The following is a 16,385-nucleotide window of genomic DNA, read 5'->3' on the forward strand; positions in this document are numbered from 1 at the left end:
ATATTAGATCCTTCCTTGAATGGTATATAATGGCTCAAGGATCCATTCGTATATTTTACGTGTATCTAGTTCAACATCTGCCGTTACTGTCATTCCAGAAACATAATGCTCTTCTTTACCATAGACAGTGATGGTTGGTTTAGTCAGTTCAACCCTTACTTGATATAATCCTTCCACTTTTATGCTATTAATTAAACTTTGATTTGCAATCATTTCGGGAGCTACTGCTGATTTAGATACACCCGTAATAATTCCTGATTGGACTCCGAATTTTTCGTATGGGAAAGCATCGAAGCGTAATTTAACTTCTTGGCCGGCTTTCATAAAACCAATACTTCTACTTGGTGCGTACAATTCAACAAATGTTTTGTTTTCTTTTGGCACAATGACAAGCAAAGGTTGCCCATTGGTTACGGCATGTCCTTTTTCTGTCAAAATAGATGCAATAACTCCTTCAATTGGAGAAATAACTTGAGTGTCGCTTTGATATAAATACTCAACTTTATTCTGCGTAATAGCTTCTAGTTGTCGATCAATATCTTTTAAAGTGATTTGTAACTCAATCTCTATATTTTGTTTTTTAGTCAGAAGTTGCTCTTTCTCTCTTAATAGTCTTTGTAGATTTAGCATATGAGTTTCAGTCTGAGATTCTGTAGTAATAAGGTCTAACTGTTGTTTTTGGTAGTCTATTTCAGACATGAAATTTTTTTTAAGTAAAACTTGCTGTTTATTCACTAATTTTTGGGCGAGCTTAAACTCTTTATTTGATAGGTTTAAAACACGCCTCAAGATAACAATTTCTAATTCAAGACGGTTTATGTCATCATTCAGAGATTGAGTATTGAAATTCGCTTTATTTGACTCTTGTTTTCGCCGCTCAAACAAAAGTTTATATTGATTATCTATTGAAGTAAGAATCCGTTTTTTTACTGCAATACCTGAACCGTCAAATCGCTCAGTTCGGATTTTATAAAGAGGTGTAGAGACTTGTACTTTATCTCCTTCTTTGACAAAGATAGTGTCTATATATCCAATGTCATTTGATTGCACTTTTACCACGCCACCAAGAGGGCTAACAATACCTTTTAGCGTTTCTCGTCTCGTGTATTCAGCGAATATAATGAATAAAATGATGGAAATAAGTACCATTATCGAAAGGAAAAGGTAAATATTTTGATTGAGCGCTGATTTAAGTAAAATACTGCCTTCATTCTCATTTTTTTGAGCATCAAAATATTCGGGACGATAAAGTGACCTATTACGAATAACCATTTGTATACGTCCTTCTATTCTATATACTTAGTTTCGATACTATTTTGATAATGTTTTAGCAGTGTTGTGTTTACTTTTTTTGCTGAGATATCAGCCCCACATTGGCATATTTTTGTTCGGCAACGGGTTGATGTTGTAGGTAACGTAATTATTTCATCGTAGATGGAACCTATTGGCCCATCTTGCATGCACCATGCTCTATATATTTCACCAGAAAACGTGACTACCATGCTCTCAATTCCTGCATAGCAATCCCAACCGATAAAATTGACGTTATCGGTTATTAATAAGTCGAACGTTGAAAGTGTTTTTTTCGAACCATCTAAATATGTCACATCTAAATATGCACGAGGCTCTGGTAAATTTTTATTATCAGCACGCCCTCTAAATGCTTGCATTTCTTTTTCTTGCTCTAGAGTATAAATATATTTTTTAGTAATTCCGCCATGACCAAAACCTTCATATAGAGGCTGTAGTGCAATAGAGCATCGAATTTCTTTTTTTAGTTTTTTGGCAAAAAACAAACAATCAGAAAAACGTTCAGGATCCATCATTACATTGATGTGCAATCGAGTGTTTTTTGATTGCTCTAGAATTTTGGCAACGTTAATAAAGTGATTATTATCTTTGATATCATTAACGTGGTAACTAAGGCTAACCCCTCCTAAATAAGGAGCATTAGCTTTCCACCAATCAAGGGATTTAGAACCATTTGAAATAATAGAAATTAAACCATCATTTTTATGAATCAATTCTATCAGTTCATTAAAATAGCGTAATAAAGTTACCTCACCACCTCCAAATTCAAAGTAGGGGGTGAGATTTAATTGCTGGCAATGTTTTATGATTTTTTTTACAAACACAACCACAATATTGTATTCAGGCGATTTAATAGAACCACTATTAAGATCTGAATGGCAATATTTGCATTTGTAATTACAATTATTCATTAATGCCCAGTTTATAGACATATATCTAGTATCACTTAATCGTTGAGTTACATATATCATGTAAAATCCAATTTTTATATAAATGGTGCCATATGAGTCTAATGAAACACAAGGCACCTATTTTATAATAATGCTAACTATTTATTTTTTAAAAAATAAACACAAGCATTTCCAGATCAAAACCGAACAACCATAAGCAGTTAGTAATAAAGATATTACTTTTATATCAACTGATACATGTTCAGTAATAAATAATGGTGATAAATAACGCATAACTATCAATGTAAAGATAATTGCCAATATCTTAGATACATTAATATTGAATAACTTAAAGTCCTGAACCACCACCAAAACATCCTCCAGCTAAGCCACCACCAAGAGCCCCTAATCCCATACCTCCAAGTCCTCCGCCCATTCCAGCAACCATGCCTCCACCAACACCATTTGAACAACTACCTGAACCTAAACCTTGTCCTGCAGCAGAAGAATTACCTAAGTTTCCACTTCCTGTAGCATTAGATTGTCCACCATAGCCTGGACCAGATGACATATTACCGCCACCATTACTATTACCATCACCGCCGCCATCAACCATCAAAATTTCATTAGCATTTAAATTATACATAATAATTTCCTTTTATCATTTACAGTAATGAGTACTGCGCTCGTTTATATGGGTACGAGTTATATTCTATCTCGTTAACCATGTTTTCTTTTTTCCTGATAATTCATCAATATACCCAAACAAATTAGGCAGCCATGTTAATGATTCGAGGATCATAGAAAACATAGGTGCTTTAATGATTTGGTTTAGGGTTAATTCATTATCAAGCGAAAAATCTTTAATATAAGAGCGAACTAATATTATATAACAAATAATATTTACGATGCCTAATGCAATTGGGATCCATATATTAAAAGCAACCATAAATATTAATAAAATAATACTTGATGGGAAAACATATTGAATCGCAGTAACGATAAACCAAGGAGTCGCGCATAAACCTGCTATCCAATTAGTTTTCCAAGCTTCTAAATAAGCTTCTACACGGCCGCGTGCCCATCTTCGTCTTTGTTTGAATAACGCTTTAGCACTTATTGGGCATTGTGTCGTTGCTTTAGCTTTTGGCGCATATCCTGTTTTGTAGTTATTAGATATAGCCTTCCAACACCACGCGATATCTTCTACTAACCAATCACTCCATCCACCTAACTTTTTTACTACCGAAGCTCTGTGGGCTACAAATGCCCCTGCTAAAACAGGAACACAACCTAATCTATCTTGTGCGGCTCTGATTGCACCATAAAAACTGATGTGCTCGTAATGTTGCAACAATCCAATGAAACTATCTTTGTAATTATTTGGTGTAATATATCCACATACAGCTGCGTATTTATCATTTGACCAAAGTTTACTGACCAGTTCTTTTATGCCGTTGGGTTCAATAAATGTGTCACTATCAACAATGATATAGGCTTCACCATTTGCTATATTTAATTCTAAAGCATAATCAAGAGCAAAACCTTTTCGTCCTTCGTTTATTGGCTTACGCACTACTTCATAACGTTGTTTTTTTGGATGAGCTAACCATTTTTCAACATGCTCAATAGTATTATTGTCAGAGCCGTCATCGATTAACAAAATTTGTAACTGGCTAGGGTAGTTTTGTAATTCAATATGCTCTAAGGCTTTTAAAAGCAATTTAGGCTCTTCATTAAAAAAAGGGACAAACACAGAGACTAAAGGAAGCTCAGTTTTACAATTACTGTCCTTTTTTAGTTTATATGCAAGTAATAATGTAATTGTTGCCAATAAAGTAATGGATGATGTCGCTATTAATACAGTTTCTATTATGTAAATCATGGAGCCTCCAAATTAGCAATAGCTATCAATCAAAGAGGTAACGGCATGTCTAGAATAGTTTTCTATCTTTAACATCTTGTGATTTAAAATCGTAAATGATGAATATTTAAAATTTCTTAAAGTAAATTGTAATTTACCTAGCTTTAATCCTCGATCTTTTGCAAGCTGTGTTATTTGAGTTCTAAATTCAACATCATTAAAATTACTGATTGCTATTTTTGAAGTGTTTATAAGATTCAACTTAATATCATTAGCAATGTTTATACTGTTGTTGTCAATAATATCAACATTTAATTCTTTTAATATGGCAATGTTCTCATGTTTGTTTAATTCATATTTAAAAGTATCAATTAAGACCTGAATATCTCTTAAGCTGATTTTGTTTGTTGAGTATTTCCCTAGAGTAAGTGCTAAATTTTGAAGCCAATTTACAATTAAAAGGTGATCATCCCATGTCCCACCTACACCATCCGCAAGAATATAGTTACCAAAATCAGGAACGGCAGTAATGGTTCCAAAATCTAAAAAACGTCCATCAATGCTAATGTTAGAACTGGTTAACGATCCATGAGGGATCCCTTTAACACGAGAATATGCAATTTGTTTTGCAATAGAAAAAACCAGTTTTTGGAGACAAGACAAGGCAACATTGTTATTTTCAAGCTTTAATTCTTGTTTAGATAACTTAAATATACGAGGCAAAAATTGGATACAATCTTTTACTCTTTGTGCGTCATTATCTCTTAAATCCATATATTCAGGAAACGGCCAAAAAAAAGTGCAACGTTCAAAATGAGCAGGACGAACAGCAAATTCTCGAATAGCTAAAGCGCATGGTTTTAACGGTTTATGATCTAAATAATCAAATTCTTGATTCACATTTGTTTTTATAATCGCAAGTGTTCTAACTGCTCCACAAGGAAGATGCTTATGACATATCTCTCCCCATATTGCTTCAGAAATCGCTTCATCAAGAAATAATTTTCCGTTAGCATGACTTTTACTCATGTTTGTCGCTAGTAGTGGTGTTAAACCAATACCCTTTACTTGAAATTGCCCATTCAACCCACATCGAGCACTTCCACCATTGCATACTTCATGTCGTGATCCATATCTATCAGCTAGAAATATTTTTCGGTCACTTGTACTTAATCTATTTGTATTCGCGTAATTAGAAGCAACATAAGAATAGTTATTTAGGATGTCATTTTCGATTTCATTTGTAATGGAATCTATACCATAGCTATTTAACAGGGGCTTATTTATCCAAAGAAGCTCTGTATTTTTTAGGCGAAAGGTATCAAAAGAAGTAAAAGCTGATTTTGGAAGTTCTCCTTCTAATATCAGTGTATTTTCTTCATTTTTAATATTATCTTTGTGTAATATATTAACGCCCATAAATACATCTCTTATTTGTTCTAACAACTAACCCATTACTGTCTCTAATACAAATATAGATATCTTTAACATTACTCTTTATTTGATATCGTGCTTTTCGATAAAGGCTTTTAATTATTGAATTCCGTCTAGAACTATCATTATATAAAAAATCGACAATAATTAGATTTTCACCTTCATTCCAATTCATAGGATGAATAACAAAGCGATCTGCTTTCATATATTGATTTAACGTGTCATCATCAACCCATGCCCACATAACATAGCCAGAGTAATCTATATCCCCTTGATTCTTTATGAATACATATTGATTATGGAGAACAGCAGGTTTCACCCAATGTAAAAATGAACCTATACTTATTGACGCTCTTTCTTTGCTTTTAGAGCTTATTTCAAGAAAATTTCCAAGTTCAAGTAATATCTCATCTTTCAATTTACCTTGTTGCTCTAAACCTGTAAGCAATGCATTTTTTGGGTTATATTCAATTTATGTAAATTATTAATTTCATTCATCCACTTAGTCCTTAAGTGTTAAAAACTTTACATATCACCGCTTATTAAAATAAAAACTCATGTAACATATATAAGCATTATTTTATCTACATTCAATAATTAATTATTTCTTTCAAAGTCATACATTTTAATAAAAAATTTCAAATTTAATCTATTGCATCACTTGGTAGATATGCTTATGTTTTTATTTAAAATATAGGCACCTTATCTATTAAAATAACAACTAATTAAAAATTACATTATTTTACATTTGCTTACATCTATATAATGGTTATATACCCTTATTTTATTTGGAACAACAAAAAATGTATCACTATGTATGAATTGATACTATATTGCGATAGACTTCACATATATTCTTGCATGAACAGTATTTTTATTAATATCAATAAGTTGAACAAACAAATCTAAATAAATTAAAACAAAACCCGAAACCTACCCACACACCAAGAAGTAAGAATCAAATGGCTTGATGGTACATATTGCGTTCTTGATAAAATGAACAAGCGCTGGAAAAAGAAAATTGACATTTACATGGGTGAAGATGTTGAAAAAGCAAGACAATGGGGTAAGAAAGAAGTCGTTATCTACTGGACTGTAGAAGAAGAAAAATAAGACTTAGGTTATTCTAAATTTTAACACTCTCACTCAAAGTGGCTTCGTAAATGAAGCCACTTTTTTATACTTCGAATATAGAACCTCTAACTACCGATCACGCCGCCGTTATCTTTGGTGATCATCACAATAGTCGAACGAGGCTTACTATCCCCACCTTGTGGAAAATGCCCAGATGGATGCTGCACACCAACAAACATCGTCTTTTGATCTTCAGAGAAAGTTAATCCCGTAATTTCACAACCAATTGGGCCAGTTAAGAAGCGACGCACTTCTCCAGTATTAGGATCACCGCACAACATCTGATTATTACCTTGTCCCGCAAAGTCTCCTTTGTTCGAGTAATTACCATCAGTTTGGATCCATAAACGTCCAGTTTTATCAAACCCAATACCATCAGGACTATTAAACATATTGTCTTTATTGATATTATCACTGCCAGCATACAAATTATCTTTATGAACTGTTGGATTTCCGGCTATCAAGTATAAATCCCACTGGAAAGTATCACTCACATGATCGCCATTCGTTGGTTCCCAGCGCACAATTTGACCATAATGATTTTCAGCTCGAGGGTTTACTCCATCAACGTCTTGTCCCTCTTTAACACCACGGTATTTATTATTGGTTAAAGTACAAAATACATGCTTTTTGTCAGGATGAACCGCAACCCATTCAGGTCTATCCATTGTCGTCGCCCCTACTTGCGTTGCCGCACGACGAGCAAAAATCATCACTTCAGCTTGGCTATTAAACCCATTCTCTTTGGTTAATCCATTTTTACCATAAGCCAGCTCTAGCCACTGACCCTCACCTTCTAACTTATCGTCTTTCATTGCAAATTTAGCAACATATAAGGTACCTTCTTCAAGAAGATTACGATTTGCTCTGTTATTCCCTTCTTGGTATTTGCCTTTTGATACGAACTTATAAAGGTGTTCACCACGTTCGTCATCACCAAGATACACCACAACATGACCATCATTATTTACGACCAATGCAGCATTCTCATGTTTAAATCGACCTAGTGCCGTTCGTTTTAATGGCGTTGAAGTTGGATCATTTGGATCAATTTCAACCACCCAACCAAAGCGATTCGGTTCATTTGGGTTTTTCGCAACATCAAAACGATCATCAAAATTATGCCACTGATATTCACTCTGCTTTGCTTTAATACCGTAACGCTTATCATCAGGCGTTAATGTTGTATTTTGTTCTGAACCAAAGAAATCATTAAAATTCTCTTCACATGTTAAATAAGTACCCCAAGGCGTTTCGCCATTTGCACAATTATTAAAGGTACCTAACACCTTTTTACCAGTAGGATCGGCTTTGGTTTTTAGTAAATCATGACCTGCAGCAGGACCTGTCACTTCCATTTCAGTATTTGCGGTTATACGACGATTTGCTTTACCAGCTGAATCCATCGTCCATTGACCGTTCTTTCTGACGATTTCAACAATAGTTACACCCACAGCTGCTTGTGCCTTAGCTACATCATCCGCGGTCATGTTTTTACCTTGGTGAGCAAACAAAAATTCATAATTAGTGTATTCATTATTCACCGCGAGAATCGCCCGATCGCTTGATAATGGAAATACACTCATACCGTCAGTATTATCACCAAATTGCAGTGCTTGCGCTTTTGAATCCTGCTTTCCATTTGGATTAAATTGCGGAGCATTAGCAAAAATAGGATCTCCCCAAGACATCAATGTATTCCAACTGTAACCTTTAGGAAGCACAATAGAGTCACTTGTAGAGGTAGGAATGGCTTCAAAGTTTAATAGTGCACTATTCATATTACCTGCAATTGCTTTTGCTACTGGGTTTAACGCCAAAAAAGCGCCAGCACCTGCCGCAGCTGTTCCCATCAAAAAACCTCGACGAGATAAACGAGCATTCACCATATTGCTAAAATCAGATTCTTTTTCTACAAATTTATTCATCATACTTCCCTTTTCAAACTGTTATTTTTATAAGTGTATTTTTACAATCAGAAGTAGCCTAAAGGGGCTTTATGACAGAAATATTGAAAGGACATGACGATTTGATTGCGTATTTTTAAATCAAAATTTAGTACTCATCCCAGAATAAAAACATTCACTATCACAATAATTCTTTCTTTAATATTTATCTGATATAAAACTTATCCATTATTTCAGTCTGTATTGATTCATCTAACGTAGATATCAAGGAAAATCATGTTAAAGCAAACTCTATTATGTTTATTTTTGAGTTCATTATTTATAACAAGCGGTTGCGCTGAGTTAAAAGATGCAGGAAAAACCATCGGACATACTACACGTGATGTTACCACTGCTATTGGGCACGCCTCACGAGATGCAGCGAAATCAGTGAAAGCAGAATTAAATAAAGGGGAATGGGCAAGTGAACCTTAATTTCAAAATACGTGTTATGACATACAAATGAAAAAGCCTCTATTTGAAGAGGCTTTAAATCAACTAAAACGGTATTACATCAGCCATTTCCACCAAACAAAAATAGCTAAAAATCCAAATAAATAGATCAAACCAACAATGGATAACGCTTTTAATTTTGTTCCCATTTTTAGTTCATCTGGCAATTCCGTTTTTGTTACTAGAATATAATTCAGAGCAGCAAAAATTGGTGTTGTTATAAACGCCATGATCATTGCAAAATCTAACATACTCATTAAAGAAGAAATAAACAAAGTAACAATGGTAATCGCCAATACAGAAACAATCATAACCCAAGAGTTATAATGTTTTGGCTGATTTAATGGTTTACGCTGTAGCAATAATTGAGCTTCCGATACTGCTCTTGAATAGCCATCAATCACCGTAATAGTGCTTCCAAAAATACAGAAAAAGGCGATAACGGCTATCAAATACCGTGACCACTCACCTATTGTTGCAGCATAAATTCCCACTAACTGATGGGAAAAACCAATGCCTGATGCTTTGAATTCAATTCCCGAACCGTATAACACCAAAGATCCTAAAGATAAAAAAACCACAGCAAGAATCGCGGTTCCAATATAACCAACATTAAAATCAAACAAGGCAGATTGTGGGGTTACCTTTTGAATTTGACACTGACGCTTTAACCACATAGATGTGATACTTGAAATTTCGATAGGTGCAGGCATCCACCCCATCGTAATAACTAAAAATCCAATAGACGCAATTGACCAAACCGAAGGACCTTGATAATCAGTAGGAGCAACAGCACCATTAGAAAACGCAACACCTAAGGCTATCGTTGTCGCAATCGTTAATGTGGCCATAATTAATTTAGACAATTTATCTAAGGCTTTAAAATGTCCTGCAAATAATATTGTTATACAAGTAATTAGAACGATACCAGACAACACATTTAAAGAGAGATTAAAAGGTAAAAAATAACCTAATAAACTTGCACTAAATAACAATAAAGCAGCGGTATTAACGACAGCAGAAATCGCACTTAATACTAAAAACACCCATAAATAACCTCGCCCTAATTTATGATAACCTTGAATGATGCTGTCCCCAGTACCAAGGGTATATTGAACTCCAGCCCTGAAGAATGGATATTTCAGCAAATTAACTGCAAGAATTAGCAGCAACATTTCCCATCCATAGATTGCTCCAGCCTTAGTTGATGCAACCAAGTGAGAACCACCAACAGCTGCTGCGGCCATCATAATGCCTGGGCCTAACGACCGAGAAAGATCACTTATTTTTAATTTTGGCTTCATGCCATTTTGTGTACAAGACGGTTCCATATCTATCCTTTTAGTTACAACACTGCCTCACTAACCCTGTGAACAAGTACAATTTAATTTGAATTAACAATTAAGTTACATAAAGGCGTGATTTTAATCAATTGCAAAGTAGAGAATCAGTTCAAACAACACAGCATCGCTGCAAATAGTTATTGGAATCACTCATAAGCCAGGTAATTACATAGAAAAGATTGAGAATAGTGCGAACATAAGTACAATGCGAAAATAACCATTTAATCTCGCACTCATACAGAAGGTCTGTCACTTGGAAAAACATGAAGAAGTTCTGGTCGCTATACGCCAAATAATTCGAGCTATTGATTTACACTCGAAAAAGTTAAGCAAAGAGTATGGGTTAACAGGCCCTCAACTGATACTCATGCGCGCGATTCAAGAAATGGATAATGTGACAATCAAAGAGTTATCAAAACACACTAATGTAAGCCAAGCGACAACAACGACCATCATTGATCGTTTAGAACTTAACGGTTATGTTCAACGAATTCGTAGCGAATCTGACCGTCGTAAAGTTCATGCTCATTTAACGGATAAAGGAAAAGAGTTACTGGATAACGCTCCTCTTCCTTTACAAGACAGCTTTGTAAATAAATTTCATAATCTAGAAGCATGGGAACAGAGTCTTCTTTTATCATCGGTACAGCGTGTATCCGCGATGATGAATGCAGAAGATATCGATGCGGCTCCAGTACTACAACTTGAAGGCATTGCTAAAAGTTAGTAACCATACAAATCACCCACTTTCTAAAATAAAAAGCCTCTTTTTACAGAGGTTTTTTTGTTGAATCCTAATCAAAAAAATCGACTATTGCATCACTCATCATGCCGTCTTTGTGTAAACTGAACCCTTGTATTCAAACTCATAAAGAAGTCATTATGGATAACCTCATTACACAGTTATTATTTTCAGCTTCAATAACTGGCCCTATTTGTGTCATGTTGCTATTAGGTGTTCTACTTAAACGTATCCATCTTATTAATGATAATTTTATTGAAGTTGCATCAAAGCTAGTCTTTCAAGTGACCTTACCGGCCATGCTTTTTTTAAGTATTGTAAACGCCAAACATGATTTTTCCTCAAGCAGTCACTTAATCATTTACGGGCTTATTGCTAACTTTATTTTCTTTCTTTTCACTATTTATTCCACCCGATTTGCTTTTAAAGACAAGCAAAATCACGGCGTTATTATTCAGGGTGGATTTCGCGCCAACACGGCGATCATCGCTTTAGCTTATGTGGCTAATGCTTATGGAAATACTGGTGTTGCATTAGCTGCTATCTATGTTGCTTCAACAACTATTTTATATAATATTCAGGCTGTTATAGCCCTTACACCTAAGAATGATAACAATAAAAAACAAGCAATTGGGATAATAATAAAAACACTCACTAAAAACCCATTAATTATTTCCATTGTATTAGGTGTTATTTGTTCTCTTCTCTCTATTCCTGTACCTGATATGCTTTCACAAGCCGGACAATACTTTGCCAATATGACACTTCCTTTGGCTTTACTATGTGCGGGAGGTTCACTTAATTTGCATTCAATGAAAGAAGAGAGCGCTGCTACGTGGTTTGCAACAAGCTATAAACTTATCTTAAGTCCATTATTCATTACGTCAGGAGGGCTCCTCGTAGGGTTTAGAGGATTAGAGCTAGGACTTATTTTCTTTATGAGTGCAGCACCAACAGCTGCGGCAAGTTATGTAATGGCTAGAGCAATGGGGGGAAATGCAATATTAGCGGCAAACATTATCGCTCAAACAACCGTAGCCTCACTGTTTACTTGCACTCTAGGTATATTTATTTTGTCATCATTTAATCTAATTTAATAAATTTTTTGGAAAATGAAAAAACAGTATCCTATATATAGTAATACCAACATCGTTAATGTGATGCTCAATTATTACTGATGTTGGTACAATGTATCTACTATTGTTTTAGTTAATATCACGTTTTTCCAGAGAAGTTTCCCCTTAAGTTCTCTGGAATTTTTTTGTCTATTATAATGTGTAGCGCACACCAAAAGTAAATGCGATATCAGTTGAGTTATCCATATTTATCGCATTTTCGATAACAGAAAACTCAAACGCAGCCTTCTCCAATAAATAACGGTAGCCTAAAACATATTCATGAGAGGACTCTGAAAAATCGTCACTATCATCAACAGTTCCTTCATAGTTATGATAAGAAGTAACAATATGATGCGATGGCGTAATGGCGTAGCCATAACCAATAGCAAAAGAAACCGTATTGTCTTTATATGGCAATTCACTTATCACGCCACCGTCATGAAAAGTGACTCCAAGTGTAGAAAAAATAGCGTTTTTTTCATAGCTAAAGCTGTAGTTTGCCTGTAATCCTTGCTCAAAAGCCTCTCTTTTAAAATGACCACTATTCACTTTATTAAAATATAAACTAGCACCTAAACTTACTGCATTATGTTCATTGGCAAACAATTGATATTCTAAATAGCTATGAAGTGCACTTGATAATATCTCGTTTTCAAAATCTTGAATATCCACCCCATACTTAGGCACCGAGATAGAAAATTGATCATCTTCAACTTTATCTCTTCCATTTTGACCAATGCCAAAAAATTCATGGAAACCATAAACAAAAGAATCCAACCTATTGTTACCTGCGTAGTTATATTGATACTTTAACTCAGCTTTAAGCTTAGGGGTTATTTGCCATTGTGCTCCAGTGACTACTTGGTTTTGATAGTAATCCATACTGAAGCTTTCTGAATGAGCCCAAACACTAGAAATGGTACCAGTAGCGAACAGCTCTACAGAATCGTCTTTCATAGCAAAAGCAGAACGAAGCTCTGTCGTTAGGCTATTGGATTGTAGTGGAGACTGAGCGTAAGTTTTTAATGGCGTAACAGCATTATCAGCCAATACCCAAGAAGAAGACAAACCAACCGAGATTGGAATTAAAATGAAGGTTATCGGTTTTCTTATAGGCATAATACTTTTCACATAATTAACCGCTACCAATAGATTGATAACAAAAGAAGAAATAAGGTAATAACAACATTATTACTTATCTTTCCCCTCTCTCTCAATGCGTTAATAATATGGTGGGAGATAGATCATACACAAAGCAGTTAAACGGCCATAAAAAAAGCAATTAATAATAAAACCAAACAGATGCATACAAAAATTAAATAAAATAACCCATGTGCATACAATTTAACTATCAACTCATTCTGTTTGTTGATGTAGCCATTCTTTAAATACACTGATTTTATCACTCACAGTCCCTTTTTGTTTCCACACAACGTAATAGGCTAACTCTGTGGTCGATTCAAGATCAGGGAACAACTGTACTAATCGTCCGCAATCTAAATCATCTTTTACTAATACACTTCTCCCCAAAGCGATACCTTGTCCATTGATTGCAGCTTGAATAACAGAAGCAGAGTTATTTATTTTTAGTCCTTTTTCTGTATTTACATCAAAAATACCATTCTGTTCAAACCACGCATTCCAAGAAGGAAAACCACTTTCTTTAGGTAGAGAGATATCATGCAATAAAGGAAATTGAGCAAGTGACTCTATACTTTCAATACCTTTATTAAGTAACTCAGGAGAACATACTGGAAAAACAGACTCTGTCATTAATAGCGATGCTTCTAATCCTTCCCACTGACCTTTTCCATAACGAATCCCAACATCGATGCTTTCGGTAAGATAATCCACTGTACGAATATTTGTATCTAGTCTTAAATCCCACTCAGGGTAAGAGGTTTGGAAATCATCTATTCTCATCAATAGCCATTTAGCCGCAAATGCAGGGCTTACAGCTACAGTTAAAATAGGACTGTTTTCCGTTGGTTTTAATAAATCTAAACCTTGTGTTAAATGCTCAAATCCGCGCGTAATTTCAGGTAAACCTAACAGCGCTTCTTTAGTTAAGACTAAACGAGATACTCCTGATGTTCGCCTTTCGAACAAAGAAATACCTAACCATTCTTCCAACAATTTTACTTGCTGTCCAATCGCCGCGGGAGTAACGTTTAGCTCTTTCGCCGCTAAAGAAAAACTCAAATGTCGTGCTGAAGCTTCAAAGGCTCGCAAACCATTTAAATGATGCAACTTCATAAAACACCTCCCTAAAAACAAACACCAATAAAGAAAAACTTTAGTGGAAGTATAGAAGTTCTGATTTGTGAGTACGAGATAAAAATTACACAATAAACTTTATCATCACACACTCATGTAGGTTTATTATGAAATTACACACTGATTTATCAAAACACGCGCATGCAATTTTCTCTCAATCCACATGGGTGCCTTCTCCAATAAAAGAAGTGTCTCGCAAAATGCTTGAACGTGATGGTGGCGAAATAGCAACAGCTACGACCCTAGTTCACTATGAACCTAATAGCTATTTTTCTTCTCATATCCATACCGGCGGTGAAGAGTTTTTTGTTTTAGATGGCACTTTTGCTGATGAGCACGGTGACTACCCTATTGGCACTTATATGCGTAACCCTGTTGGCTCTTCTCACGCTCCAGTCGTAGAGGCGGGGTGTATGATTTTAGTTAAGCTAGGGCAATACCAAGAAGGCGACACAACACCCGTACATATTGATACTCATGCTCAAGATTTTCTTCCTGATCCTTCGCGTCATCACGTGCAATATCAAACGCTGCATTCTTTTAAGCATGAGAGTGTTCGTCTCGAAAAGTGGCAAGCAAATCAAACTATCGAACTGGAAAACCTAGGAGGAATTGAACTCTTAGTTCTTGAAGGGAGATTTAATCATAATAATACTGAATATCGAAAATTTGATTGGCTACGTTTACCTATTGGCCACTCCTTACGAGCTAGTATTGAGAAAGACACTTGTAAAGTTTGGATAAAAACAGGACACCACTTACATCAGATTCAAGATAAGTGAGAATTAATATGAAAACAGACTATCTAATTATTGGTTCGGGTTTAAGCGGCTTATACCTAGCTTATCAACTTGAAAAAATGGGTAAAAAATATCAAGTAATTGAATCACGTAAGCGTATTGGTGGCCGAATTTTATCATTAGATAACATGGATATGGGGCCATCTTGGTTTTGGCCACAAATGCATCCACGCATCACACAACTTATTGATGATTTAGAATTACCTATTTTCCCACAATATTCTCAAGGAGCCTATTTACTAGAAAATCAACCTAACAGCGCACCTATCAGATACGAATCAGGGTTTGAACAATCTCCAGTATCAATGAGAATTGCTGATGGAATGCAATCCCTTGTTGAGACGCTATTTAATTTACTTCCTGCTAGCCGCATTCGATTAGATAGCACGGTCACTCACGTTAATTACAAACAAAATGGTTATTCAGATATCACTGTTGATCAAAATAACAAAAAGCAAATTATCGAAACAAAGCATGTCATTTTTGCTATGCCTTTACGTCTTTTATCTGAGCGTATTACGTTTAATCCTAGCTTACCTACAGATGTAAAAAAACACTTTGCTTCAACGCCGACATGGATGGCAGGTCAAGCAAAATTCTTTGCAGAATATGACACGCCTTTCTGGCGAAAAAATGGATTATCAGGCTCAGCAAGCAGCCATATTGGTCCGTTAATTGAAATTCATGATGCCAGTACATTTGAGGGCTCAGGTGCTTTATTCGGTTTTGTAGGAGTCGATGCGTCAACACGTATAAAAGCAGGCAAAGCTCGTATTAAACAAGCGGCAATAGAGCAATTAAGTCGGATTTTTGGAGAGCAAGCCGCTTTCCCTACTGATGTTAAATTATTAGATTGGAGCCAAGAAGCTAATACGGCAACACAAGCAGATTACCAAACTCTAAGAAGTCACCCTTCTTATGGTCTACCAACGGCTGCAAGAGAGTTACGTCAATTACATTGGCACTTTGCAGGAACAGAATCAGCAGAGGAAAATGGTGGTTATTTAGAAGGTGCACTAGAAGCCGCCGATGCGGTTATTAACATTCTCGATTGAGATTAAAACAAAAGGCCA

15 protein-coding genes are annotated in these 16,385 nt (G+C 35.3%); 5 read left to right on the top strand and 10 right to left on the bottom strand.

Annotated features, from left to right (window positions below; translation table 11 throughout):
- Window positions 1-3: 3 nt before the first annotated feature.
- From HC728_RS14070 to HC728_RS14100, 7 genes are all read right to left on the bottom strand, one after another.
- Window positions 4-1,272 (bottom strand): HlyD family secretion protein, encoded by a 1,269-nt coding sequence (locus HC728_RS14070; RefSeq protein ID WP_065622492.1) that lies wholly within the window; start codon window positions 1,270-1,272, stop codon window positions 4-6.
- Between the two features lie 14 nt (window positions 1,273-1,286).
- Window positions 1,287-2,282: a radical SAM protein gene (locus HC728_RS14075; protein WP_190395677.1), complete on the bottom strand. Its 996-nt coding sequence runs from the start codon at window positions 2,280-2,282 to the stop codon at window positions 1,287-1,289.
- Between the two features lie 268 nt (window positions 2,283-2,550).
- On the bottom strand, window positions 2,551-2,847 hold the full coding sequence (locus HC728_RS20340) for a hypothetical protein (RefSeq protein WP_065622490.1): 297 nt from the start codon (window positions 2,845-2,847) through the stop codon (window positions 2,551-2,553).
- Window positions 2,848-2,913: 66 nt separating this feature from the next.
- Window positions 2,914-4,086: a glycosyltransferase family 2 protein gene (locus HC728_RS14085; protein WP_065604668.1), complete on the bottom strand. Its 1,173-nt coding sequence runs from the start codon at window positions 4,084-4,086 to the stop codon at window positions 2,914-2,916.
- Window positions 4,087-4,098: 12 nt separating this feature from the next.
- Window positions 4,099-5,484, bottom strand: a complete 1,386-nt coding sequence (locus HC728_RS14090; RefSeq protein ID WP_065604669.1) for a protein adenylyltransferase SelO family protein — start codon at window positions 5,482-5,484, stop codon at window positions 4,099-4,101.
- Window positions 5,474-5,947 carry a toxin-activating lysine-acyltransferase gene (locus HC728_RS14095; protein ID WP_190395678.1) on the bottom strand — a complete coding sequence of 158 codons (474 nt, stop codon included), beginning with the start codon at window positions 5,945-5,947 and terminating at the stop codon, window positions 5,474-5,476. The genes HC728_RS14090 and HC728_RS14095 overlap by 11 nt, the downstream gene beginning before the upstream one ends.
- A gap of 751 nt (window positions 5,948-6,698) precedes the next feature.
- Window positions 6,699-8,561 carry a PhoX family phosphatase gene (locus tag HC728_RS14100; protein ID WP_026029281.1) on the bottom strand — a complete coding sequence of 621 codons (1,863 nt, stop codon included), beginning with the start codon at window positions 8,559-8,561 and terminating at the stop codon, window positions 6,699-6,701.
- A gap of 255 nt (window positions 8,562-8,816) precedes the next feature.
- Between HC728_RS14100 and HC728_RS14105 the strand changes: the two genes are divergently transcribed.
- Window positions 8,817-9,014: a hypothetical protein gene (locus tag HC728_RS14105; RefSeq protein WP_065597824.1), complete on the top strand. Its 198-nt coding sequence runs from the start codon at window positions 8,817-8,819 to the stop codon at window positions 9,012-9,014.
- 74 nt (window positions 9,015-9,088) lie between these two features.
- On the opposite strand, the gene HC728_RS14110 is transcribed toward HC728_RS14105, so the two are convergent.
- Window positions 9,089-10,363: an NRAMP family divalent metal transporter gene (locus HC728_RS14110; RefSeq protein WP_190395679.1), complete on the bottom strand. Its 1,275-nt coding sequence runs from the start codon at window positions 10,361-10,363 to the stop codon at window positions 9,089-9,091.
- 265 nt (window positions 10,364-10,628) lie between these two features.
- Here HC728_RS14110 and HC728_RS14115 point away from each other — a divergent pair, with 265 nt between their 5' ends.
- Together HC728_RS14115 and HC728_RS14120 are read left to right on the top strand one after the other, a co-directional pair.
- Entirely contained in the window at window positions 10,629-11,102 is a 474-nt protein-coding gene (locus HC728_RS14115; protein WP_005423733.1) for a MarR family winged helix-turn-helix transcriptional regulator, read from the top strand.
- Window positions 11,103-11,257: 155 nt separating this feature from the next.
- Window positions 11,258-12,214 carry an AEC family transporter gene (locus tag HC728_RS14120; protein WP_190395680.1) on the top strand — a complete coding sequence of 319 codons (957 nt, stop codon included), beginning with the start codon at window positions 11,258-11,260 and terminating at the stop codon, window positions 12,212-12,214.
- A 171-nt stretch (window positions 12,215-12,385) separates the two neighbouring features.
- Here the strand turns inward: HC728_RS14120 and HC728_RS14125 are convergent, their stop codons facing one another.
- Together HC728_RS14125 and gcvA are read right to left on the bottom strand one after the other, a co-directional pair.
- Window positions 12,386-13,354, bottom strand: a complete 969-nt coding sequence (locus HC728_RS14125; RefSeq protein ID WP_190395681.1) for a DUF3187 family protein — start codon at window positions 13,352-13,354, stop codon at window positions 12,386-12,388.
- 237 nt (window positions 13,355-13,591) lie between these two features.
- Entirely contained in the window at window positions 13,592-14,491 is a 900-nt protein-coding gene (gene gcvA, locus HC728_RS14130; protein WP_017018967.1) for a transcriptional regulator GcvA, read from the bottom strand.
- A gap of 128 nt (window positions 14,492-14,619) precedes the next feature.
- On the opposite strand from gcvA, the gene HC728_RS14135 reads away from it, so the two are divergent.
- Window positions 14,620-15,294, top strand: coding sequence for a cupin domain-containing protein (locus HC728_RS14135; protein WP_190395682.1), 675 nt, complete (start codon window positions 14,620-14,622; stop codon window positions 15,292-15,294).
- An 8-nt stretch (window positions 15,295-15,302) separates the two neighbouring features.
- Entirely contained in the window at window positions 15,303-16,367 is a 1,065-nt protein-coding gene (locus tag HC728_RS14140; RefSeq protein ID WP_190395683.1) for an FAD-dependent oxidoreductase, read from the top strand.
- Window positions 16,368-16,385: the final 18 nt, after the last annotated feature.

Origin of the sequence: Aliivibrio sp. S10_S31 (assembly GCF_014694495.1) — a bacterium.
GTDB classification, from domain to species: Bacteria; Pseudomonadota; Gammaproteobacteria; order Enterobacterales; family Vibrionaceae; genus Aliivibrio; species Aliivibrio fischeri.

Coding starts and splice junctions, on each gene's coding strand:
- HC728_RS14120 (WP_190395680.1), top strand. CDS start 11,258: ATGGATAACCTCATTACACAGTTATTATTTTCAGCTTCAATAACTGGC.
- HC728_RS14075 (WP_190395677.1), bottom strand. CDS start 2,282: ATGATATATGTAACTCAACGATTAAGTGATACTAGATATATGTCTATA.
- HC728_RS14070 (WP_065622492.1), bottom strand. CDS start 1,272: ATGGTTATTCGTAATAGGTCACTTTATCGTCCCGAATATTTTGATGCT.
- HC728_RS14125 (WP_190395681.1), bottom strand. CDS start 13,354: ATGCCTATAAGAAAACCGATAACCTTCATTTTAATTCCAATCTCGGTT.
- HC728_RS14110 (WP_190395679.1), bottom strand. CDS start 10,363: ATGGAACCGTCTTGTACACAAAATGGCATGAAGCCAAAATTAAAAATA.
- gcvA (WP_017018967.1), bottom strand. CDS start 14,491: ATGAAGTTGCATCATTTAAATGGTTTGCGAGCCTTTGAAGCTTCAGCA.
- HC728_RS14105 (WP_065597824.1), top strand. CDS start 8,817: ATGTTAAAGCAAACTCTATTATGTTTATTTTTGAGTTCATTATTTATA.
- HC728_RS14100 (WP_026029281.1), bottom strand. CDS start 8,561: ATGAATAAATTTGTAGAAAAAGAATCTGATTTTAGCAATATGGTGAAT.
- HC728_RS14085 (WP_065604668.1), bottom strand. CDS start 4,086: ATGATTTACATAATAGAAACTGTATTAATAGCGACATCATCCATTACT.
- HC728_RS20340 (WP_065622490.1), bottom strand. CDS start 2,847: ATGTATAATTTAAATGCTAATGAAATTTTGATGGTTGATGGCGGCGGT.
- HC728_RS14090 (WP_065604669.1), bottom strand. CDS start 5,484: ATGGGCGTTAATATATTACACAAAGATAATATTAAAAATGAAGAAAAT.
- HC728_RS14140 (WP_190395683.1), top strand. CDS start 15,303: ATGAAAACAGACTATCTAATTATTGGTTCGGGTTTAAGCGGCTTATAC.
- HC728_RS14135 (WP_190395682.1), top strand. CDS start 14,620: ATGAAATTACACACTGATTTATCAAAACACGCGCATGCAATTTTCTCT.